General features: G+C 72.3%; 21 protein-coding genes. 9 read left to right on the top strand and 12 right to left on the bottom strand.

Annotated features, from left to right (window positions below):
- Positions 1 to 4: 4 nt before the first annotated feature.
- From FA582_RS06485 to nagA, 3 genes are read left to right on the top strand one after another with little or no spacing between them, the layout of a single operon-like run.
- Entirely contained in the window at positions 5 to 814 is an 810-nt protein-coding gene (locus tag FA582_RS06485) for a carbohydrate ABC transporter permease (protein WP_033228672.1), read from the top strand.
- Complete coding sequence (locus FA582_RS06480; protein ID WP_010146969.1) at positions 811 to 2313, top strand: glycoside hydrolase family 3 protein; 1503 nt, start codon at positions 811 to 813, stop codon at positions 2311 to 2313. The genes FA582_RS06485 and FA582_RS06480 overlap by 4 nt, the downstream gene beginning before the upstream one ends.
- Positions 2310 to 3425, top strand: a complete 1116-nt coding sequence (gene nagA / locus FA582_RS06475) for an N-acetylglucosamine-6-phosphate deacetylase (protein ID WP_010146970.1) — start codon at positions 2310 to 2312, stop codon at positions 3423 to 3425. Before FA582_RS06480 ends, nagA begins: the two co-directional genes overlap by 4 nt.
- Positions 3426 to 3476: 51 nt before the next feature.
- Here the strand turns inward: nagA and FA582_RS06470 are convergent, their stop codons facing one another.
- The 4 genes from FA582_RS06470 to FA582_RS06455 all read right to left on the bottom strand — a co-directional run bounded on the left by FA582_RS06470 (position 3477) and on the right by FA582_RS06455 (position 7646).
- Entirely contained in the window at positions 3477 to 4520 is a 1044-nt protein-coding gene (locus FA582_RS06470; protein ID WP_010146971.1) for a M14 family zinc carboxypeptidase, read from the bottom strand.
- A gap of 92 nt (positions 4521 to 4612) precedes the next feature.
- Entirely contained in the window at positions 4613 to 5983 is a 1371-nt protein-coding gene (locus FA582_RS06465; RefSeq protein WP_010146972.1) for an L-serine ammonia-lyase, read from the bottom strand.
- Positions 5984 to 6045: 62 nt separating this feature from the next.
- Positions 6046 to 7287: an RNA polymerase sigma factor gene (locus FA582_RS06460; protein ID WP_010146973.1), complete on the bottom strand. Its 1242-nt coding sequence runs from the start codon at positions 7285 to 7287 to the stop codon at positions 6046 to 6048.
- A 5-nt stretch (positions 7288 to 7292) separates the two neighbouring features.
- Positions 7293 to 7646 carry a YciI family protein gene (locus FA582_RS06455; RefSeq protein WP_010146974.1) on the bottom strand — a complete coding sequence of 118 codons (354 nt, stop codon included), beginning with the start codon at positions 7644 to 7646 and terminating at the stop codon, positions 7293 to 7295.
- 196 nt (positions 7647 to 7842) lie between these two features.
- Here FA582_RS06455 and ctlX point away from each other — a divergent pair, with 196 nt between their 5' ends.
- The 3 genes from ctlX to FA582_RS06440 all read left to right on the top strand — a co-directional run bounded on the left by ctlX (position 7843) and on the right by FA582_RS06440 (position 9901).
- Positions 7843 to 8871: a citrulline utilization hydrolase CtlX gene (gene ctlX, locus FA582_RS06450; RefSeq protein ID WP_010146975.1), complete on the top strand. Its 1029-nt coding sequence runs from the start codon at positions 7843 to 7845 to the stop codon at positions 8869 to 8871.
- Positions 8872 to 9020: 149 nt separating this feature from the next.
- The gene (locus FA582_RS06445) at positions 9021 to 9470 is read left to right on the top strand and encodes a thiol-disulfide oxidoreductase DCC family protein (RefSeq protein WP_081480499.1); all 450 of its coding nucleotides are present in this window, start codon (positions 9021 to 9023) and stop codon (positions 9468 to 9470) included.
- 5 nt (positions 9471 to 9475) lie between these two features.
- Entirely contained in the window at positions 9476 to 9901 is a 426-nt protein-coding gene (locus FA582_RS06440; RefSeq protein WP_010146977.1) for an SRPBCC family protein, read from the top strand.
- Between the two features lie 127 nt (positions 9902 to 10028).
- Here the strand turns inward: FA582_RS06440 and FA582_RS06435 are convergent, their stop codons facing one another.
- The 3 genes from FA582_RS06435 to FA582_RS06425 form a co-directional block, all read right to left on the bottom strand.
- Positions 10029 to 11357, bottom strand: coding sequence for an HNH endonuclease signature motif containing protein (locus FA582_RS06435; RefSeq protein ID WP_141567530.1), 1329 nt, complete (start codon positions 11355 to 11357; stop codon positions 10029 to 10031).
- Positions 11358 to 11521: 164 nt separating this feature from the next.
- Positions 11522 to 12190 (bottom strand): haloacid dehalogenase type II, encoded by a 669-nt coding sequence (locus tag FA582_RS06430; protein ID WP_010146980.1) that lies wholly within the window; start codon positions 12188 to 12190, stop codon positions 11522 to 11524.
- A complete protein-coding gene (locus FA582_RS06425) occupies positions 12187 to 14826 on the bottom strand; it encodes a DEAD/DEAH box helicase (protein WP_010146981.1) in 2640 nt (879 codons plus the stop codon). Before FA582_RS06425 ends, FA582_RS06430 begins: the two co-directional genes overlap by 4 nt.
- A gap of 106 nt (positions 14827 to 14932) precedes the next feature.
- On the opposite strand from FA582_RS06425, the gene FA582_RS06420 reads away from it, so the two are divergent.
- The gene (locus FA582_RS06420; RefSeq protein WP_010146982.1) at positions 14933 to 16132 is read left to right on the top strand and encodes an NAD(P)/FAD-dependent oxidoreductase; all 1200 of its coding nucleotides are present in this window, start codon (positions 14933 to 14935) and stop codon (positions 16130 to 16132) included.
- A gap of 24 nt (positions 16133 to 16156) precedes the next feature.
- Here FA582_RS06420 and FA582_RS06415 read toward each other — a convergent pair whose 3' ends face one another.
- From FA582_RS06415 to FA582_RS06395, 5 genes are all read right to left on the bottom strand, one after another.
- On the bottom strand, positions 16157 to 16705 hold the full coding sequence (locus FA582_RS06415; RefSeq protein WP_010146983.1) for an SHOCT domain-containing protein: 549 nt from the start codon (positions 16703 to 16705) through the stop codon (positions 16157 to 16159).
- Positions 16706 to 16977: 272 nt separating this feature from the next.
- On the bottom strand, positions 16978 to 18084 hold the full coding sequence (locus FA582_RS06410) for an alpha/beta fold hydrolase (RefSeq protein WP_275100883.1): 1107 nt from the start codon (positions 18082 to 18084) through the stop codon (positions 16978 to 16980).
- 21 nt (positions 18085 to 18105) lie between these two features.
- Positions 18106 to 18447, bottom strand: a complete 342-nt coding sequence (locus tag FA582_RS06405) for a DUF2200 domain-containing protein (RefSeq protein ID WP_010146985.1) — start codon at positions 18445 to 18447, stop codon at positions 18106 to 18108.
- A gap of 13 nt (positions 18448 to 18460) precedes the next feature.
- Positions 18461 to 19165, bottom strand: coding sequence for a Beta-galactosidase C-terminal domain (locus FA582_RS06400; protein ID WP_010146987.1), 705 nt, complete (start codon positions 19163 to 19165; stop codon positions 18461 to 18463).
- A gap of 291 nt (positions 19166 to 19456) precedes the next feature.
- Positions 19457 to 20836, bottom strand: a complete 1380-nt coding sequence (locus tag FA582_RS06395) for a hypothetical protein (protein ID WP_010146989.1) — start codon at positions 20834 to 20836, stop codon at positions 19457 to 19459.
- Positions 20837 to 20961: 125 nt separating this feature from the next.
- On the opposite strand from FA582_RS06395, the gene FA582_RS06390 reads away from it, so the two are divergent.
- Positions 20962 to 21243, top strand: coding sequence for a FitA-like ribbon-helix-helix domain-containing protein (locus FA582_RS06390; RefSeq protein WP_010146990.1), 282 nt, complete (start codon positions 20962 to 20964; stop codon positions 21241 to 21243).
- The gene (locus FA582_RS06385; RefSeq protein ID WP_010146991.1) at positions 21240 to 21632 is read left to right on the top strand and encodes a type II toxin-antitoxin system VapC family toxin; all 393 of its coding nucleotides are present in this window, start codon (positions 21240 to 21242) and stop codon (positions 21630 to 21632) included. Before FA582_RS06390 ends, FA582_RS06385 begins: the two co-directional genes overlap by 4 nt.
- Positions 21633 to 21645: the final 13 nt, after the last annotated feature.

Here is a 21645-nt window from a genome sequence, read left to right as displayed (position 1 = left end):
TCTGATGAGCAGGTCCGGGCTCGTGGTCGCCTCGCTGGCCGTCGTCGTCTTCAGTCTGTTCCCGGTGTTCGTCATGCTCTCCACCGCCGTGGACGAGGACGCGAACGCTGGCGGTCGTGGCATCATCCCCGGCGGGCTGACGTTCGAGCACTTCAGCCGGGTGCTCACCGAGACCCGCTTCCCCGACTACCTGCTCAACTCGCTCGTCGTCGCCGTCGTCACGGTCCTCGCCAGCGGGCTCCTGGCCCTCTTCGCCGCGGTCGCCGTCGCCCGCTTCCGGTTCTCGGGGCGCACGAAGATCCTCATGATGATCCTCATCGTGCAGATGGTGCCGATGGAGGCTCTGGTCATCCCGCTCTTCCTCCAGGCCAAGACGCTCGGGCTCCTCAACAGCCTGCTCGGGCTGTCGGTCATCTACATCGCCTTCAGCCTCTCCTTCGCCATCTGGACGTTGCGCGGCTTCGTCGCGGCGGTCCCGATGGAGCTGGAGGAGGCGGCCTACCTCGACGGGTGCTCGTGGTGGCAGATGTTCTGGAAGGTGCTCTTCCCGCTCGTGGCCCCCGGCCTGGTCGCGGTGAGCGTCTTCAGCTTCATCCTGGCGTGGAACGAGTTCATTTTCGCCCTCACCTTCATGGCCGACGACGACATGTACACCGCCGCCGTCGGCCTGCGGGCCTTCTTCACCCGCAGCGGCACCGACTGGGGTGCCGTCATGGCAGCCAGCTCGATCATCACCCTCCCGGTCATGATCTTCTTCGTCGCCGTCCAGTCGCGGCTCTCCAGCGGACTCATGTCAGGAGCGACCAAGGGATGACCTCGACCGACGCACCGCACGGGCAGGACCGGGTGCGCCAGGCGGCGCTGGGGGTGCTCGTCCCCGGCTTCACCGGCACGACGATGCCGCCCTGGCTCGGGGACCTGCTCGACGAGGGCCTGGCCGGAGTCTGGCTGTTCGGCCACAACGTCGAGGACGACGAGCAGGTCAGCGCACTGGCGGAGGAGGTCCACGCCCGCCGCGAGGCGGCGCTGGTCTGCGCCGACGAGGAAGGTGGCACGGTCACCCGGCTGCACCACCGGGAGGGATCCCCCTGGCCTGGCGCGCTCGCGCTCGGGGTCGTCGACGACGTCGACCTCACCCGGCGGGTCATGCGCGGGCTGGGCGGTCAGCTGCGGGCCGTCGGCATCGACCTGACCGCCGCCCCGGACGCCGACGTCAACACCGAGCCGGACAACCCGGTGATCGGCGTGCGCTCCTTCGGCTCCGACCCGTCCTTGGTCGCGCGCCACGTCGTGGCGGCCGTGGAGGGCCTGGCCGAGGCCGGTGTGGTGGCCTGCGCCAAGCACTACCCCGGGCACGGGTCCACCCGCGTCGACTCCCACCTGGACCTGCCGGTGCTCGAGGTCGACGGGCCGACCCTGCGGGAGCGGGAGCTGGTGCCCTTCGCCGCGGCCGTGCGCGCGGGGGTGCCGATGATCATGACCGGCCACCTCGTCGTGCCGGAGCACGGCGATCTCCCCGCCACGCTCAACCCTGCCGTGCTCGGGCTGCTGCGCGAGGAGCTGGGCTTCGAGGGCGTCATCTGCACCGACGCGCTCGACATGGCCGCGGTGGCGCAGGGCTACGGCAGGGAGCGGGCCGCGGTCATGGCGCTCGCGGCCGGAGCCGACCTGCTCTGCATCGGCAACCCCGTCTACCCCGGCGACTACGACGCCCAGGCCGACACCCTGGGCCTCGCGGACGCCATCGTCGGGGCGGTGCGGGCTGGGGAGCTCGCCGAGGAGCGGCTCCTCGACGCCGCGCGCCGCGTCGAGAGCCTCGCCACCCGGCACGCCGCCGATCGGGCAGGACTCGGCGGCGCCGGTGAGCACCCGTCCCCGGACCCGGTGGCGGCAGCCCAGGAGGGGTGGGCTGTCGCCACCCGGGCAGTCCGCGTCACCGGCGCCATCCCTGCCTTGGAGGGACCCGTCGTGGTGGCGCTGAGCGGGCGCGCCAACATCGCCAGCGGAGCGCGCCAGGAGGTGCTCATCCGGGTCCTGGCCGAGGGGCTCGGCGGCACGACGGCCGAGCCGGATGCCGCCCTGGAGGACACCGGCCGTGGTCCACTGGTCCTCGTGAGCGATGACCAGACACCTCTGGACCACGACCTGACGCGGGCCCTGCTGGCGCAGGCGACCGTGCTCGTGCACGCCGGCCTGCGGGACCTCCCCGAGGGCAGCACCCCCGCCTGCGTGGTACGCACCTACGGCGGCGGTGCCGCCAGCGCTGCCGCAGCGGCAGCCACCCTGCGGGGCACGCGGGGACGCCGCGCATGATCCTCTCCGCGGACGAGATCCTCTGGGCGGACGGCACCCTCTCCGACGGCTGGGTCGGGGTCGAGGAGGGACGCATCGCCCAGCTCGGTCGCGGTGCCCCCGGGAACCCCTCCGACCGGCACACGAGATTCCTCACCCCGGGCTTCGTCGACATCCACTGCCACGGTGGGGGCGGGCATACCTTCGCCACGACCGACCCCGACGAGGTCCGCGCGGCTGCCGCCGCGCACCATGCGGCCGGGACGAGCACCGTCGTCGCCTCCCTGGTCTCCGCCGACGCCGAGACGCTCCTGGCGCAGGTGCGGGCTCTGGCCCCGCTCGTCCGTGGTCGGATGATCGCCGGGATCCACCTGGAGGGACCGTGGCTCAGCCCCACGCACCGCGGGGCCCACGACCCGTCCGTGCTGCGACACCCCGACCCCGCCGAGATCGACGCGTTGCTGACGGCCGGGGCCGGGACCATCTGCATGGTCACCCTCGCCCCGGAGCTGCCCGGTGGCCTGGAGGCGATCCAGCAGCTGGTCGCGGCCGGCGTCGTCGTCGCAGTCGGGCACACCGACGCCGACGGCGACCAGCTGCGCGCCGCCGTCGACGCCGGGGCGACCGTCGTCACCCACCTCTACAACGCGATGCGACCGATCCGGCACCGCGACCCCGGACCCGTCGTCGCCGCCCTGGGGGACGAACGGCTGACGGTCGAGCTCATCGTCGACGGAGTGCACGTCCACCCCGACATCGTCGAGCTCACCGCCCGCAGCACGATGTCGCGGATGATCCTGGTCAGTGATGCCATGGCCGCGGCCGGTGGTGCCGACGGCAGCTACCGGCTCGGCTCGATGGACGTCGAGGTGGTGGACGGGGTCGCCCGCACGGTCGCCACCGGCAGCATCGCCGGCAGCACCCTCACTCTCGACCGGGCGGTGCGCACCGCGGTCGGTGCCGGGGTCGCCCGGTGCGCGGCGCTGCAGGCGGTCACCCGCTTCCCGGCGCGCACGCTCGGCCTGGACGCCGGCGAGCTCCAGATCGGCAGCCGGGCCGACCTCGTCGGGCTGGACGACGATCTCGAGGTACGCGTGGTGCTGCGCGGGGGTGAGTTCCTCAGGGACGACTGAGCCGACCGGCAGTCGAGCTGACCGGTCGGCTCAGCCGTCGGATCCGTGGGCTCACTCGTCCGGGTAGTACCACTCCTGCGTCGGCAGGGTGTCCCAGAACGACGTGTCCGCCGCCTCGATGGATCCGTCGGCGATCGCCCGGGCCGTGGCCTCGAGGGTGATCACCGTCTGGCGCACCAGATAACCGCTGCTCCGGGCGCCGAGTGCGTAGGGCTCGTAGTCGTGGTCGGCCATGCCGCGCATCTCGAAGAGGAGCGTGGCGATGCCGTACTCCACGGCGAGTCCGTTGCGGCTGATGGTCTCGGCCGACCCACCGCTGTACCTGCCCAGCAGACCCCAGCCGGTCGAGTCGACGGCGTCGTAGACGACGGCGCCGAGCTGCTGAGAACGCTGCACCACCTCGGGGTCGGCGTTGGGGGTCGTGGGGTAGAGGATCGAGCCGGACACCCACTCCTCGCCGATCGCGCTGTAGGCACCCTGGTGGTGCAGGTCGATCATGTAGTCGATGTCGTAGGCGCTGAGCACGTTGTCGTGCAGGGCCTGGGTCTCGGGCTCGAGCCGGTCGACGTGGTCGCGGTTGAGGTCGACCTCATGGGCGTTGTAGCGGGTCAGGTGCCGGTCGCCGTGGGCGACGTAGTCCTCGAGCGAGAAGTCCACGTCACCCATCGCCCCGTCGGGGTTGAGCATCGGGACGACGAGGATGTTGACGCCGTCGAGCACGCCGCTTCCCCGGCCGGTGCCGAGGTGCTTGATGAACTCCATCGCGCCCTCGGTCGTCAGCTGCTCGTTGCCGTGCTGCTGGGTGAGGAAGAGGATGGTCGGGTTGTCCGGGTCGGAGACCCAGGAGGCGAGGTAGAGGTCGCGCCCCTTGACCGACTGCCCGATGACGTCGAGGTCCATGGCCTGCTGACGGGCGTCCTGCTTCTGCAGGAACTGCGCAAGGTCCTCGTAGGTCGACAGGTGCGCGGTGGTGATGTTGCCCTTGCCGTCGTACTCCGGCCCGTTGCCGACGCTCACGGCGGCGACGGGGCTGAGCGTCAGGGGCGCGGCGAGCAGGGCGGCGATGAGCGGTCGGCGGCGTCGGCGATGACTCATGCCCCGGACGCTATGCCCACCGCGCCACGCCTGGAAGGGATTCCCGCGAACCTTTGCCGAAGCCATACCTTGCGTCTCGGGCAGCCGCGTCCTCAGCACTCGATGACGTTGACCGCGAGGCCTCCGCGGGAGGTCTCCTTGTACTTCCGCTTCATGTCGCGGCCCGTCTGCCGCATGGTCCTGACCGCCTGGTCGAGGGAGACGGTATGCGTGCCGTCGCCGTTGCGGGCCAGCCGCGCGGCGTGCACGGCCTTGACGGCGCCGACCGCGTTGCGCTCGATGCACGGGATCTGCACCAGCCCGCCGACGGGGTCGCAGGTCAGACCGAGGTGGTGCTCGACCCCGATCTCTGCGGCGCTCTCGACCTGCTCCGGGCTGCCGCCCAGCACCTGGGTCAGACCGGCCGCGGCCATCGCCGAGGCCGAGCCCACCTCGCCCTGGCAGCCGACCTCGGCACCGGAGATCGAGGCGTTCTCCTTGATGATGATGCCGATCGCCGCGGCGGCGAGCAGGAAGTCGACCACCCCGTCGTCGTCAGCCCCTGGGACGAGGTGACGGTAGTAGTGCAGGACGGCCGGGATGATCCCCGCCGCCCCGTTGGTCGGGGCGGTGACGACCCGGCCGCCGGAGGCGTTCTCCTCGTTGACCGCCATGGCCCACAGGTCGATCGAGTCCATCGCGTGCCACGGCTCGTCCCGGGAGCCCTCCTGCTGGAGCCTGGTGTGCAGGGCGGGTGCCCGCCGACGCACCCGCAGACCGCCCGGGAGGACGCCCTCGTGAGCGATCCCTGCGGCGACGCACCCCTGCATCACCGACCAGATGTGGAGCAGCTGTGCCCGGGTCTGGGCCCAGGGGCGGAAGGCCTCCTCGTTGCGGCGCATGAGCTCGGCGACCCCCACTCCCTGGTCGCGGCAGTGGGCGAGAAGATCACGGCCGCTCGTGAAGGGATGGGGTAGGACGGTGTCGTCCACCACCACCCGGTCGACGCCGAGCGCCTCCTCGTCCACGACGAAGCCGCCACCCACGCTGTAGTAGGTGCGGGTGAGCAGTCGGGCGCCGCTCGCGTCGAAGGCCTCGAAGGTCATGCCGTTCGGGTGCCCGGGCAGGGCCTTGCGCCGGTGCATGACCAGGTCGCCCTCGGCGAGCCCGACGTCGTGCCGGCCCAGGAGGTGCAGCCGCTCGCTGCCGCGCACCCGCTCGACCCGCTCCAGGACGCTGGCGGTGTCGACGGTCTCCGGGTCCTCACCCTCCAGGCCGAGGATGACGGCGCGGTCCGAGCCGTGGCCGTGGCCCGTCGCTCCCAGGGATCCGTAGAGCTCGACGCGCACGCGCGTCACGACGGTGAGCAGACCGTCCGCGGCCAGTCCCTCCGCGAAGATCCGGGCGGCGCGCATCGGCCCCACCGTGTGGGACGAGGACGGACCGATGCCGACGGTGAAGAGGTCGAGGACGCTCAGCGCCATCGGGAACCGGCAGGAGGCGGAAGGCTGGCGCGGGATCGCACCACTTCAGCGTAACGCGGGAGTCAGCCTCCCGGACCGGTCAGCGTGGAGCAGCGTCGCCGTAGGTGGGCCCGCTCGGCCTCGTTGCCGCACGCGGCGAGGGCCACATCGAACTGCTCGAGCGCGGCGGCCACGTCGCCCTCACGTGCGAGCAGCTCGGCACGGACCGCGGCCAACCGGTGGTTCCCTGGCATCTCCACCCCCTCGAGCGCCTCGAGCCCCGCCTGCGGGCCGGACGTCTCCGCGACAGCCACCGCCCGCGCCAGCCGGGCCGCCGGCGAGGGGGCGAGGACCAGCAGCTGGTCGTAGAGGTCGACGACGCGGTCCCATCTCGTCTGCGCGCTGTCCGGGGCGACGTGCTCGGCGGCCACCAGCGCCTGAAGCACGTAGGTCGCCGCCAGTTCCGGCAGCGGGGTCCCCACGAGCCCGGGGGCGGCCAGCAGTCGCCGGGCCTCCTCGATCTCGCCGTAATGCCACCGACCGCGGTCCTGGTCGGCCAGCACGACCAGCCGGCCCTGGTCGTCCACGCGGGCGTCGCGGCGCGAGTGCTGCAGCAGCATCAGCGCCAGCAGGGCCGTCAGCGTCGGGTCGTCCGGACGCAGCACGTGGACCGTGCGGACCAACCGCACGGCCTCCCCCGCAAGGTCGGGACGCACCAGGCGCGTGCCGCTGGCCGGGGCGTACCCGGCGGTGAAGGCGAGGTATGCCGTCTGCGCCACCGTCTCCAGGCGCCCCGGTAGTGCGGCGAGACCGGGGACGGCGAAGGGGATGCCGGCCGTGACGATCTTCTTCTTCGCCCGGGTGATGCGGGCGGCCATGGTGGGCTCGGGCACGAGGAAGAGGGCGGCGATGTCGTGGGTGCTGACGCCGAGGACGAGCCGCAGCGCGAGCGCGCTCGCCGACTCCGGTGCCAGGGCCGGGTGGGTGCACATGAGCACGAGGCGCAGCAGATCGTCCTCGACGAGGTCTCCGGGGTCGGCCATCACCCTCGGGGGTCGGCGGTCGAGGTCGGCCGCGAGCAGCGCGTGACGCCGGCCGGCCATCGCCTCGGAGCGGAGCCGGTCGACGACGCGGCGCCGGGCCACGGTCTGCAGCCAGCCGGCCGGGTTGGCCGGGGCGCCGTCGCGCGCCCACTGCCGGGCAGCGGCCTCCACCGCGTCACCGAGGGCGTCCTCGACCAGGTCCAGACGCCGGAAGCGTCCGAGGAGCACGGCGACCATGCGGCCCCACTCCTCGCGCACGACCTCGTCGAGCTCGGTGGGCATCACGGTCAGGGAGTGTCGACCACCGGGCTGACCTGGATGTCGTAGGGCGGCAGGACGGTGAGCAGCTCCAGGACCACGTCGAGATCGGGGGCCTCCACCAGGTAGAAGCCGCCGAGCTGCTCGACCGCCTCCGCGAAGGGTCCGTCGGTGACGGTGCGCTCGCCACCACGGGTGCGGACGACCGTCGCCGTCTCGGCATCACCCAGCGCCTCGCCGGCGAGGATCTCCACCCCCTCCCTGTCCCGGCAGGCGGTGTCGAAGGCCCCGAACTGCCCCATGATCGTCTGCTGGTCCGCCTCGCTCATCGTGGACCAGGCGGGCACCTCCCCGTCAGCCATGAGCAGGATGAGGTACTTCATCGCTGCCACCTCCCCCGACCCGAGCACCCCGGGGTACTGGTGCTATTGACGGTGCGTCGCCTCATACGTCTCTCCTCATCGTCTCCGCGGGCCGCCGGGCGCGACCTCACCAGCATGTCGGACGGGGAGCAGGCAGATCGACAACTCAGGCGAAACTTTTTCGGGGGCGGGCCCGGCATGCTCTACATTGCGGGGCGTGAGTGCTCAGGCCCCCTCCTCCGTGATCCTCATCCGCGCCGAGAACTTCGTGCCCAACCCGGCGACCGCGACCGACAACGCCTTCCAGCACGACGTGCCGGAAGGCCAGTCCGTCGCCGACACCTCCGCGCGCGCCCTGGCCGAGATGGACGCCGTCGCCCAGGCGCTGCGCGACGCCGGGGTGCGGGTGCACGTCTTCGGCGACCCCGACCACACCAGGCCGGACAGCGTCTTCCCCAACAACTGGCTCTCGACCCACCCCGGCGGGTATGTCGCGGTCTACCCGATGTATGCCTCCAACCGTCGCCACGAGCGTCGCGGCGACATCCTCGAGATGCTCAAGGCGGACTACCGGCTGCAGACCATCGTCGACTACTCCGGGCTCGAGCCGGACGGCATCTTCCTCGAGGGGACCGGGGCGATGGTGCTCGACCACGTCTCGCGCGTCGCCTACACCGCGGTCAGCCACCGCGCCGACACCCATGTGCTGGAGCGCTTCTGCAGCGACTTCAACTACGAGCCGATGCCGTTCGAGGCGGTCGACGCCGACGGGGTGCCGGTCTACCACACCAACGTCATCGCCTGCATCGGCACCGACGTCGCCCTCATCGCGCTCGACATGATCCGCGACGAGCAGCGCCGCCGCGAGGTCCGCGAGCGGTTGGAGGTCACCGGCCGGGAGATCGTCGAGCTGAGCGAGGAGCAGGTGAGGGAGTTCGCCGGCAACGCGGTCGAGCTGAGCGGCCGCACCCCCGAGGGCCGCAAGCGGCACATCATGGCCATGTCCGGGCGCGCCCGCCGCAGCCTGACCGGCCCGCAGATCACCATGATCGAGCGCTCCTGCGAGATCATCTCGGTCGACATCCCCACCATCGAGCTGGCCGGCGGGTCGGTGCGCTGCATGATCGCCGGCGTGCACCTCGACCCGCGCCCCACGGGTGCGCCGGAGCCCACCGCCACCGCGGAGGCCATCGACGAGGCGCCGGTCAGCGCGGACGGCCAGGTGGACGAGCGGCACCAGGCCTGACGGGCGAGCGCCCCCCGGCCGGACAGACGAGCGCCCCCGGCACCCAGCCTGACGCAGGCGCGCCGGGCGGCCTGAGGAAGTCGCGTGGCGCCGCACGATCGCGGACCTCTGCGCTCGCCGAGGCGCGGCCGGTACACGACGATGGGTGCATGACGCCCGCCCCGCGACCTCGCCCTCGTCCGCTCGTGCTGTACGACGCGGACTGCGGTTTCTGCACCCGCGCAGCCGGGTGGATCCCCCGTCTCGGGGCAGAGGTGGACGTCTCGTCTCTGCAGTCGCAGGACCTCGACGCGCTCGGGGTGGACCGGCACCGCAGTGAGCTGGAGATGCCCGTGGTGCTGCCGGACGGCCGGATCGCCTGGGGTCACCAGGCGTGGGCGCAGGTCCTGAGGTCGTGTCCCCAGCCGTGGCGCACCCTCGGCGCGGCGTTGGGTTCCCCGGTGATGGAACGTCCGGGCGCCGCGGTGTACCGATGGGTGGCCTCGCACCGGCACCGTCTCCCCGGTGGCACGGCACAGTGCGCGATGCCCGGGCCCAGCTCACCGACTCGCCCCGAGGTGATGACGCAGCAGCGCGACCCGAGCACCGGGCTCGGCTGAGGCAGATGGAGGTCTCGACCTCGGCGACCGGACCGCTCCCGGTGGATGAGGCCTGGGAGAGGTATGCCGATCCCACACGATGGCCGACCTGGGCACCCCACCTGCGCCGGGTGGACCTCGACCCCGGCCCTTCACGTCTGCGCGCGGGTCTGCATGGGACGGTGCGTGGGGCCCTCGGACTTGCGGCCGACTTCCAGGTGACCGCTGTCGATGAGTCGGATCGCTCCTGGTCGTGGACCGTGCGACCGGTGCTCGCCGTGGCGCTGCCGTTCCGGATCGACTTGCACCACACGCTGGAGGCGACCGATGCGGGGACCGTCGCGGGGCTTCGCCTGCGCGGACCGGCGCCCGTCGTGCTGACGTACCGCCCCCTGGCTCAGTGGGCCCTCCAGCGGCTCGTGCGCTCACGCGGACGCCTCGCCGCTGCCTGATCGGGACAAAGGGGTCGGTGCATCTCACGAGTTGGTCCGGGTTCCTCTGCGCCACAAGCCAACTCGGTGTTCTGGCCGCCAGGGCAGGTCACGACTCCCGGCCGTCCGGGCCGGGAGCGGGGCAAGGTCATCGCAGCCGCCAGCGCACACCGGTCGCGTCGACCTGGGCGGTCGAGTCGTGCTGGTGGACCCACGTGTGGTGCCTGGGGCACAGCAAGGCGTAGTTGGCGATGTCCGACCTCCCGCCCCGCGCCCAGTGGACGACATGATGTGCATCGCACCAGGTCGCGGGCACACTGCACCCCGGGAAGGTGCACCCGTCGTCGCGGTGGGCCAGCACCCGTCGCTGACCAGGTGTCACGAGGCGTCTGGCTCGCCCGAGGTCGAGGATCTCGCCCCTCTCGCCGAGCACCGCAGGGATGATGTCGGCGTCGCAGGCGATCCTGCGGACCTGCTCGGTGGACAACGCCCCGCCGTGCACCGTGCGACCCGCGTCAGCGCCACTCCCGCCGCTCATCACGCCAGCCCCGCCGAGGTCGACCCCGCCAACTCCACGAGTGTCTGCCGCGCTTCGTCGAGGCTGTCCCCAGCCACCTCCACGCGAGATCGCCTCCTGCAGCTCCGCCAGGGCGACCGTGACCATGACCTGCGCCTTCGGCGTCGTCGGCTGCCCCTCGGTGCCAGCGACCCCACGACGCAGCACCGTCATGAAGGCGTCGTAGCGGCGTTGCCCGACGGTCCGGACATCCAGCTCACCGGTCGCCTCGCGCTCCTCGCTGGACGCCGGCGCCGCGAGCGGGGACCGGAGGATCGCCTGCACCGTCTCGTGGTCCGCGGCGTCGCCGACCGTGAGCACGAAACGCCGCGCCGAGCCGTCCCCCAGCGACGACTCGTGCAGATCGCGCAGCTCGTGCTGCGCCCGCTCCCGCGCCGCCTGGTCACGCTGCGAGGTGCACGCGGCCACCAGCCACCGGCATACCCGCTCGATGTCCTTGTCGGTGAACCCCTCCCCGGCGGCCGTCTGTGCGAGCAGGTCCACCGCAGCGGCGTAGTCGTCCGGCGGGACCCCGCTCCGCACCCGGTCGAGGGCCCGGACGATCCGTGCGGCCCTGCCGACCGGGACCTCCCCGGACTCGACCGCCTTGAGGAGGGGACGGTGAACCGCCTCCTGCCCCGCACGCGCGAGCGCCGCGTTCTCCGCGGCGTCGCGGATCGAGAGCCCCGGGCAGAGCAGGCGCACCCAGTCAGGGACCGAGAACCCGGCCTCGACGTGGAGCCCCCTCGCCACGCCCTCCCGCACGAGGCGCACCAGGGCTGCTCGGGCGCCGACGATCTGAGCCCCTGCCGCCTCGACGGCCCCGATCGGCTCCTCCTGCTGCAGCCGCGCCGGATCGCGTCCGGGCGCTCCCCCGGACGGATCGCTCGAGCCCCCGAAGGCCCCCATCCTCCCCTTCATGCGAACAACTGTACGACCACCCTCTGGCAGACCCTGCGCGAACCGCTGACCTGCACGGATGCCGGAGGTTCAGCTGACCGAGGACTCAGCCGCCTGGCGCCACCCTGCTGGACCCGCCACTCGACCCACCCCTCGAACACGGAGAAGCGCCGCCTCGACGGACCTCAGCCGAGCAGCTCCGCCAGGTGGTCGATCCCCCGCGCCGAGAGGTCAGGCCTGGCCATGTGCGCCGGATAGGTCCCACCATCACGGTCGATCCACGCCGTCCTCATCCCGGCGGACGCGGCGCCGTGCAGGTCCCACGGATGGACCGCGACGAGCATCGCCTCCTTCGCGGAGACCTCGCAGATCTCCAGGGCGTAGGCGTAGGCCTCCGGCGCCGGCTTCCAGCGCGGCGCGTCCTCGACCGAGAGCAGCCGCTCGAAGCAGTCCAGCAGCCCGGCGCGCTCGAACAACCCCCGAGCCACCGCCGTGGACCCGTTGCTCAGCGTCACCAACCGGACGCCCTGCGCCTGCAGCACGCGCACCCCCGCGACGACGTCCGGGTGCAGCTCCAGGCCGCCGAAGCCCGCCATCACCTGCTCGACCGCCTCGTCGAGCCGGGACTCCTCGACGTGCTCCGCCAGCTGCGGCCGGAGCACACCGCGTCCGACATCGGCGAACGCGGGGTTCTCCCCCGCCACGGTCAGGGCGAAGCCGTCACGCAGCAGCGCCGCGAACCACGCCGCGGCCACCGACGACGGCGCCCCGACCTCGGTGAAGCGCGCCTGCATACCTGCCATGTCGGACAGGGTCTCGTTGACGTCGAAGACGATGAGGCTCGGTGCGATCATGGCCCCATCATCGCCGGTGCGTCGACCTCGGGGAAGAGCCTGGCCCGCTCGGCCGCGACGACCCGGCGGGCGAGATCGGCCTCGCTGACGTCATAGGCCTCGGGAGCGCTCTGCGCGGTCTCGCTCACCCGCGCGTAGGTCTCGAAGGCGACCGTCTTGTCGCCGAGCAGCTCGACCAGCCGCTCGTCCACGCTGTCCTCACCCAGCAACCGGTGCACCTGCACGCTCTGGAGCTGCCCCATACGCCGGGCCCGGGCGATCGCCTGCCACTCCGTGGTCGGCTTGAGCTGCGGCTCGCACAGGACGACGACCGACGCCGCCTGGATGTTGAGCCCGACCCCGACGGCCTGGATCTGCGCCACGAGCGCCGCGCCGCCCTCCGCGCGGGAGAACTCATCGACCACCCGCTGCCGCTCCGCCGGCGGCACCGACCCGGTGAGCGGGCCGAAGACCCGGCCGGGCAGGTGCGCCGCGACCTGGTCGAGGACGTCGCGGAAGGAGGAGAAGACCAGCACCCGCCGGCCGTTCTCCTCCGCCTCCTCGACGATCTCGACGAGGTGCGCGAGCTTGGCCGACCGCGCACCGGAGACGAAGGCGGCGCGGCGCATCGCCATGAAGTTGCCCGAGACGACCGCGTCGCGGTAGGCGCCCTGGTCGGCCGGTGAGAGCTCCAGCCACTCCTGCACCTCCACCAGCTCGGGGAGCTCGACGAGGACGTCCTCGGTGTTGCGGCGAAGGTAGACCGGTGCGACGCGACGGCGGAAGTCCAGCGGCGACCCGCCGAGACCCTCGAGCAGCTCGGGTCGCAGGTACCCGACGAGCGCGGCGAACTCGCCCACCCTGTTCTCCAGCGGGGTGCCGGTGAGCAGCATGACGTGCTGGGTGCGCGCGATCAGCCGGGCGACCCGGCGGGACCGCTGGGCGGCGGGGTTCTTGACGTAGTGCGCCTCGTCGACGACGAGCGCGTCCACCTCGAAGCCGTCGAGGTCCTCCCAGAGCGATCCCAGCGTGGTGTAGGTCGTGACCGCCACTCCCCCGTCGGAACGCCACCGCGCGAGCTCGTCCTGACGACCCGCCCCGTGCAGCCGCCGCGGCTCCAGACCGGTCTTGGCATCGACCTCGCGCACCCAGTTGCTCATGACCGCCGCCGGGCAGACGACGAGGAACCAGCGCGCCCCCTCGCTCGCGCGATGCGCCAGCACGGCCAGGGCCTCGATCGTCTTGCCGAGGCCCATCTCGTCGCCGATGACGACCTTCTCCTGGACGAGCGCGAAGCGGGCGGCGAAGCTCTGATATCCGCGCAGCGACACCTCGAGGTAGGTCGGGTCCAGCTCCTGGGCCCGGACGGCCTCGACGACCTCCTCCGGCAGGTCGCCGTGCGTCCCGGTCTCCTCCAGGAGGCCGAGCTCGGAGAGCAGCGCGAAGTAGAGCGCCGGTCGAGCGGTGAAGTCCTCCCACGGGTCGGCGCGACCGACCCGGTCGAGCGCGTCGCGGAGCGCGGCGGCCTGCTCACGGACCGGGGTGAGTACGTCGAGCAGGTCGGAGGCGGGGCTGGCGCCGAGGACCGCGAGGTGGGTGGTCCGCGCGTCGACCCTCTCGGCGAGGGGGAGCAGCTGCTGCGCGAGGGCGACGACGTCGGTCGCCTTCGCCGCCTGCCGCAGCACCTCCCAGGTATGCAGGGACACCAGCAGGCGCGCCGCCTCCGGTGTGCGGTCCTGCGGGTCGAGGCGCACGGGCGCGTCGTCGTGGGCGAGCGTCCGGAGGGTCTGGGCGGCACCGCGCATTCGCTGCGCAGTGACCGGGCCGACACCGGGGACGTCGTCCAGCCGGCTGCCGCGCTCGATCACCTGCTCGACCGTGGTGATCCCGGCGTCGGTGAGCGCCGTGACGCGCAGCCGCTCTGCCGTCGCCTCCCGCAGCCGGTCCACCGGCATACCCGCGAGCAGCCGCCGGACGGCGAGGTCGCGGACGCCCTCACCCGCCGCGAGCGCACCGTGTCGGGCCTCCTCGGCGCGGCTGATGGCACCGGCCAGGACCGGCAGGTCGACGCCGAGACCATGCAGTCCGTCGGCCGCCACCACCTCCTCGTGAGGTGCGGCACCACCGAGCAGCCCGATCAGCCCCACCTCGGGGTGGAGCGCCGCCGGCGGGGCCAGAGGCAGGGCCGGCTCCCGTCCCTCGGCGTCGAGCGCCGCCAACCACCTCTCGGGTTCGGCACCCCAGCTGTGCCGGCTCTCCAGGAGCCACCGCGCCGACTGCCGGGCCTGCTCACGGCGGGCACCGAAGGTCACGAGCCGCCGCATACCCAGCAGCGACCGCGCGGACGCAGCCGCCCCGGCGACCTCGTGGGCCAGGTCGTCGAGGGTCTGCTCCTGCGCGTCCGTCAGGGTGGTGAGAGAGCCTCCCGCCGAGAGACGACCGAGCAGCACCTCGTCACCGGCACCCAGGGCGAGCACCCTCCACCCGGAGGTGCCCGTGGGCCGCAGGTGCGTCAGCCGACCGGCCAGGGCAGCGCCGGCCGCGTCTGCCGCGGCCCCCACCCCATCCCGGTGCCCCGCGACGCGAGCGGCGACCTGAGCCAGGCGCTCCCCCTGTTCGACCGCCTCCTCCAGGCGCGCCCGCTCGTCCTTGTCCATCGAGGTGAGCGTAGGCGATCTTCCGCGGGGCACCGCTGAGGGCTGTTCGCCCGGTGCCCGGCCCGCGCCGCCGATAGGGTGGCTCTTCCGGCGGAAGGTGGCATCCATGGCACGACACGACGTGGTCGTCGTCGGTGCGGGCAACGCCGGCATCTCGCTGGCCGCGCGGCTCCGGCGGATCGGCGCGAAGGATGTCGCCGTGGTGGCGCCCGACCGCCCGCACCTGTTCCGACCGCTGCTCAACTACGTGGCCGGCGGGCAGGCCACGATGCGCGAGCTGACCCGCAGCGCCGCCGCGGTGCTCCCCGAGGGCTGCACGTGGATCCGCGGGCGGGCCGTCGCGGTGCATACCGACGCACGCGAGGTCGAGCTGGACGGCGGGGGTCGCCTGGGCTACCGCGACCTGGTGCTGGCGCCCGGCCTGGAGGAGGACCTCGACGCCGTGCCCGGGCTGGAGGCCGCCATGTCGGCCGGGTGGGCGGCGACGGCGCACCTGCACACCCAGGCCGAGGGTATGTGGGCATCGATCAGCGGTATGACGCGAGGGCGGGTGGTCTTCACGATCCCGACCGAGCCCTCTCCCTGCGGAGGAACGGCCCTCAAGCCGCTGTTCCTCGCGTGCGACCTGTGGCACCGGCGGGGCGTGCTGGGCGACATCGACGTCCACCTGGTCACGCCCTACTCGGGCGTCCTGGACGTGCCCTTCGTCGACCACCGGCTCCTGACCCACCTGCACGCGCGGGGCGTCACGATCCACCACGCCACGCAGGTCGCCGCGGTGGACCACGAGGCCTCGAGCGTGACCCTCAGCGGCGCCGTGGAGGGCCCAGGGGTCCCCTTGCAAGTGTTCGAGGAGGTCGAGCGGGCGTTCGTCGTCCCGCCCTACCGAGGCCCTGCGTGGCTGAGACCCCTCGCCGGGGAGCACCCGCAGGGTCTGGTCGACGTGGACCCGGAGACGCTGGCCCACCGCGCCGCCGAGGGTGTGTGGAGCCTGGGAGACGTGGCGGCGCTGGGCACCCGGCCGTCGGGCGGTGCCCTGCGCCGTCAGGTGGAGGTGCTCGCCGACAACATCGCCCGTAGCCGTCTCGGCCAGCCGCTCCGACGTTACGACGGCTACACGATCATCCCCGTCACCGTGGACCGGCGCCGGCTCCTGCTCGCCGAGTTCGACCGGTCGGGTCGCCAGGCACCGACCACGAGCCTGGTGGACCTCACGGTTCCTCGTCGGGCATTGTGGTGGTTCGACCGCTACGTCGAGCCGGTGATCTACTTCCGCGCGCTCCTCAAGGGGCGCCTCGTCCCCTGACCCAGGCGATCCGCGACGCAGCCGTCAGGACTGTCGATCCGGGCTCCCGCCGAGCACCTGGGCCTTGGCCGCGGCGAACTCCGCGTCACTGAGCGCGCCGCGCTGGTGCAGGTCGGCGAGCCCCCGCAGCTGCGCCACGAGAGGGTGGTCCTGGTCCAGGGGATCGTCCCGCACCTCGGGCCCGACGCGATCGGCGCCCGGGACCGGGATGAGCGGCAGACCGTGCCCGACGTCGCGTGCGAGGACCTCGTCGAAGAAGTGGAAGGTGTCAGGCGAGTAGTCGAGCGTGCCGAGGCTCACCGGGCCGTCGTGGGTCCGGGCGGTCACGGCGCCTGTGCCGAAGACCTTCTCCCGCTCCACGTGGACCTCGACCACGTCGTCGCGGCGCACGTCATCGACGATCGGCAGGCCCACGTGGGCCTCTCCCAGGGTGATGAGGCGCTGGTTGGTGATGATCAACGTCGTGACGCTGCGCCGCAGGCGAAAGACCGCGAACATGCCCTGGACGCGCTCTGCCGAGACGTGGCGGGGCCAGAGGGAGCGCCGGATCCCGGTGAGGGCGCGGCGGCGCACCTTGAGGTCGCGGTATGCCGTGTCCTCCCCCGGCAGCGCCCGGGTCGCTCAGCCTGCCCCTGCGCTCGTCCATGGGCTCATGCTGCCACGGGGCGATGCGCGTGCGTCGTCCACGACGGGTCGGCCAAGCCGCGGTCACGGCTTCCGGTCGACCCTGCGCCGCCCCGCAGAGCACCGCCCGGTATGCCGCGCGTCGCTCGATCGGGAGTGCGGCGGTGCCGGGTGCGGGAGGCGGCATACCTGAAGGAGCCGCGACCACCCGCCCGGATACGTCAGACCCGGGTGTCGAGCAGCTCGGTGAGGTGACCGTCCAGCTCGGCGAGGTAGGACTCCTCGAAGCCGAAGAGCCCGAAGTGCCCGGCGATGGAGTGCAGGACCCGCAGCTCGCTGCCGGGCACGAGCTCCTGCTCGCGGGCGCAGTCGCGCGGCGGGAAGAACATGTCCTCGTCGATGGGCAGGACGAAGGTCTTGGCGGTGATGCGCCCGAGGGCGGCGGCGAGGTCGCCTCCGGTGTGGCGGGCGACGTCGCCGCGCTGCCACTTCCACGCCATGCTCAGCAGCGCGTTGGGGTCCATGGCGCCGAACGTCGGGCGCAGGAACCGGTCGCGGAACTCCTCGAAGGTGTCCCACGTGAGGTCCGGCACCTCGATCTGGCGCCAGAACTCGGAGCGCCAGAACTCGGTGGACAGCCCCATGATGGCCCAGATGTCGGCGTGCCGATGCAGTCCGGCCGACACCTCCGCCGCGGAGGAGTAGTCGCCGCCGTTCCATCCGGGGTCGGAGGTGATGGCGTCGATGAGCGTCTGGGTGAAGAGGTAGTCGTGCGGGGTGTTCTGCGCCGTGCCGGCGATCATCGCCGCCCGCTGCACCCTGTCGGGGAAGCGGACCGCCCACTCCCAGGTCTGCTGGGCACCCATCGACCCGCCGACGACCAGGGCGAGCCGCTCGATGCCGAAGACCTCACGGAGCAGCTGCTCCTGGGCGCGGACGTCGTCGCCGATGCGCACGTGCGGGAAGCCCGCCATGGCGATCTCGCCGTCGGTGTTGTGCGGCGAGGTGGAGAGGCCGTTGCCGATCTGGTTGACGACGACGATGAAGTAGCGCGAGGGGTCGAGCGCCCGGCCCTCACCGATGTAGGTCAGCTCCCACGTCTGGTGGGTGCCGGAGAACCAGGTCGGGATGAGGATCGCGTTGTCCTGGGCCTCGTTGAGCTCGCCATAGGTCGCGACCGCGAGCTGGAGGTCGGGAATGACCCCGCCCTCCTCGAGCTCGAACCGGCCCAGGCTGTGGAGCTCGTAGGCCCCCTGCACCTCGGGTGTGTAGAAGGGGTTGTCGATCGGCATGGCGAACTCCTCGTCGAGTGCGGTTACGGTGGTCACGAGCCTAGCCGGGGCGGGAGGTCAGGAGCGCAGCACCTTGGCCATCGGTCGGCCCTTGGCCAGCTCGTCGACGAGCTTGTCGAGGTAGCGGATCTGCTGCATGAGCGGGTCCTCGACCTCCTGGACCTTGACGCCGCACACCGACCCGGTGATCTGGTCGACGTTGGGGTTGAGCTCGGCGGCGGCGAAGAAGTCCTCGAAGGTCGTCTCCTGCGCCAGGTGCTGCTCGAGGGCGGCGTCGTCGAAACCGGTCAGCCAGGTGATGACCTCGCGGACCTCGGCCTCGGTGCGGCCCTTGCGCTCGACCTTGGTGACGTAGTGCGGGTAGACCGACGCGACGCTGGTGGTGAAGATCCTGCTCATGGCGTGCCGGTGCTCAGCGGTCGGCCGACGTGTCGGCGCGGGCGGCATCGCCGTCAGGGTCCTCCCGGTCGCGAGCGACGGTGTCGCGCTCCTCGGCCGACGCGTCGTCACCGCCGGTGTCGTTGGTGTCAGGGGTCTCGGGGACCGCGTCTGCGCCGCCCTGGGCGGTCTCCTGGTTGAGGGCGCCGGAGCCGCCCTCGGAGACGGTCCCGCCCTGCTCGGTGTCGCGCTGCTCGGTCTCGTGCTGCTCGGTGTCGTGGCTCATGACGCTCAATGTATGCCCCGCCACCGACACCCCCTCCGCCAGCCAGCGCACGGCATACCCCTCGAGCACGACGTCGTCGTGCCACAGCTCACCGGTGAGCAGGTCGCGGGTCGCACCCCCGAACGGGACGGTGAGGGTCTCGTCGGTCACGTTGGTCAGGCTCACGACGGCCGAGCCGTCGGCCGACACCCGTCGCACGGCGAAGACCCGTGGGTCCAGGTCCAGCACCTCCTGAGGGGACCAGGGCGAGAAGGCGCCGACCGCACGCCGTCGCGAGAGCAGCCCGGTGATCCCCTCGAGCACCTGTCGACGCCGTCCGTCGGAGGCGAGCTCCATGTCGAGCCGGTCCGCGTCGAGCACGGCCCGGTTGATGCGCCGAGGGATACCGCTGCCCTCGGCGGCGGCCACATCGGAGCGGCTGCCGACCAGCGAGTGGAGGTAGATCGCCGGCACCCCGACGACCGAGAGCAGGATGTTGTGCGCCGCGACCGCCTTGCGGGCGAAGGTCCGGTCGTCCTGCGCCTCCTCCGGGGTGCACAGGGCGTCGAGGTAGCTGATGTTGAGCTCGTAGATCGTGCTCGTCCCGTCCGGCTGGTGCGCCAGGGAGACACCTCCCCCGTGGTCCCGGACGCGCTCGGCTGAACACCGGATCGGGGCGAGGTCGATCAGCGGCTGCGCCGCGGCGAAGCCCGGTCCGGAGCCTCCACGCTCCGGCGCAGGCCGGGACGCCGAGGTGTCCAGGCGTCAGGCGTCGATGACGCCGTCCTCGGCCAGTGCGGACGCCAGCAGCGCGACGTCGTGGCCGAACGCGGTGGGCAGGAGCGCATCACCCTCCCTGCGCCATACCCTCAGGTCCTCCATCTCGTGCAGCGCACGGTGCAGCGAACTGTCGCTCCGCCTGCGCGTCGACTCGTCCCGATGACCCAGGAGGGCAAGCACGTTTCGGGGGCTCTGCCACCACCAGTCCTCGAGCTCCGCCAGCGGCATGGACTCCCGTGCCGGGTCGAGCAGGTGCAGCAGCGCACCCATCAGCGGCGAGACGTGGATGTCGTCGGCGTGGATCAGCACAGCCGTGGCGAGGACGACACCGAGGTGGCGCCACTCCTCGTCCGAGGAGGGCTCGTCCCAGTCGGCGTAGGCCCGGGTACGGCTCAGCTCCACCAGTTCCGCTTCCAGGCAGGCCGTCCACAGCCGATCCAACGGTCGGCAGTCCGCCGCGCTGCGGAAGGAGTTCCGCGCCGCGGCCACCAAGAGCTCCTGCGACTCCAGCGGCAGCTCGGGCACCAGATCGCCGTAGGCCAGCCGGTCCGCCTCGTGCTCCCACTCGCCCAGACCGAGCACGTCGTATGCCTCGCGGGCGGGGGCAAGCCGCAACACCTCCGTGTAGGTGATCTCCCTGCCCCGGTCCCCCACCCACTCGACCAGGCGCCGGCACAGCTGCACGAACGGCGCGGCCCGCACGTCGGCGGCGACCTCCGCTATGTCGGCGAAGGGGATGTTGCCCTCCTCGTCCCCGAGCCCGAAGACGTCCTCGAGATCGTCGTCGTCCTCCAGCAGGGAGGCCATCAGGTCGGTCGCCGCCATCCCGCGCACGCTGCCCTGGTGCGCCGACGAGGGCGACATGGCTATCCGCTGGTCGCCGGGCAGCCCGTTCCACGCCTCGACGATCTGCTGCATCCGCTCGTTGAGCTCCTCCATCGACCCGGCCCCGTCCAGCGACATCCCCATGCTCTCGCCGAACTCCGTCAGCGACTTGGCCGCCCCGTGCCGCGTCGGGTCGGCGCAGGCGTCGGGCATGCGCGGCGCCGCACGCCGCGCCTCCTTCGCCAGCTCCCGCGGGTCGGCCGAGGAGGTCGCCATCCGGCCGGTGCCCCGCAGGAACCGCCAGAAGCTGTCCAGCGTCTCGACCAGCCGGCCGACGTCGGGCACACCGGAGGGACCGTGCGAGGGCCAGCGGACGAGCATCAGGTGCTCGGCGCTGCCCGTCGGCCACTCCTGCGGCGCGGTCGCGTCGTGGACGTCGCGCAGCTGCAGGACCGTCCCGAGCAGGTCCGGGTCCAGCGGCTGCTTGCGCTTGTCGGCCCAGGCGACAGCATGGCGGATGAGGAGTTCGTGTGGATCCACCGGGCCATCATCACCCACGGGGCCGATGAGGCACGAGGCTGCACGAGCGGACGACGAACAGCGTCATCCCCCTCGGTCGCGGTTCAGCACCGACCCGATCCGCTTCGTCATGCTACGGTCATGACATGAGCATGCTTCAGGTCAAGAACCTCCCCGACGAGCTCCATCGCGCGCTCTCCGAGCGCGCGCGGGCCCAGAGCGTGAGCATGTCGGAGTATGTCGTCCGGCTGCTGCGCCGCGATCTCTCCCGCCCGACCGTCGAGGAGTGGGTGGCCGCGCAGCGGGCTGACCCCACCCCGCGTCGCCACCTCGACGTCGTCAGCACCCTCGACGAGGTGCGGGTGGACTACGACCCGGATGAGCGAAGCCACATGGACGCGCCCGGCACCGCCTCGACGCGTCCGTGAGGCTGGTCCTCGACGCCAGCGCCGCGGTCAACGCCGTCGTCCCGGGTCACCTGCGCGCGGCGACGCTTCGTGAGCTGGAAGGTCGCGAGCTCTTCGCACCGGATCTGGTCGACACCGAGGTGCTCTCCGCCCTGGCCAGGCTCGAGCGCGCAGACCTCATCACTCCCGAGGAGGGCGACGACGCCCTCGTCGCCTGGCAGCGACTGCCCTGCGCTCGAGCCTCCGTCGAGCAACTGCTCCCCGACATCTGGGCGCTGCGGCGGTCGCTGCGCGTCAGCGACGCGCGCTACGTGGTGCTGTGCCGGGCCCTGAGGGCCACGCTGCTGACCGCCGACCAGCGACTGGTCCGGGCTGCGCCCTCCGGAGTGTCGATCCTGACGGTGTCGTGACCAACCCTGTCGA

The sequence above is a fragment of the Serinicoccus profundi genome, assembly GCF_008001015.1.
Taxonomy (GTDB): domain Bacteria; phylum Actinomycetota; class Actinomycetes; order Actinomycetales; family Dermatophilaceae; genus Ornithinicoccus; species Ornithinicoccus profundi.
The sequence above is the reverse complement of the archived record's forward strand: the minus strand, read 5'-3'. Positions and strand labels throughout refer to the sequence as shown.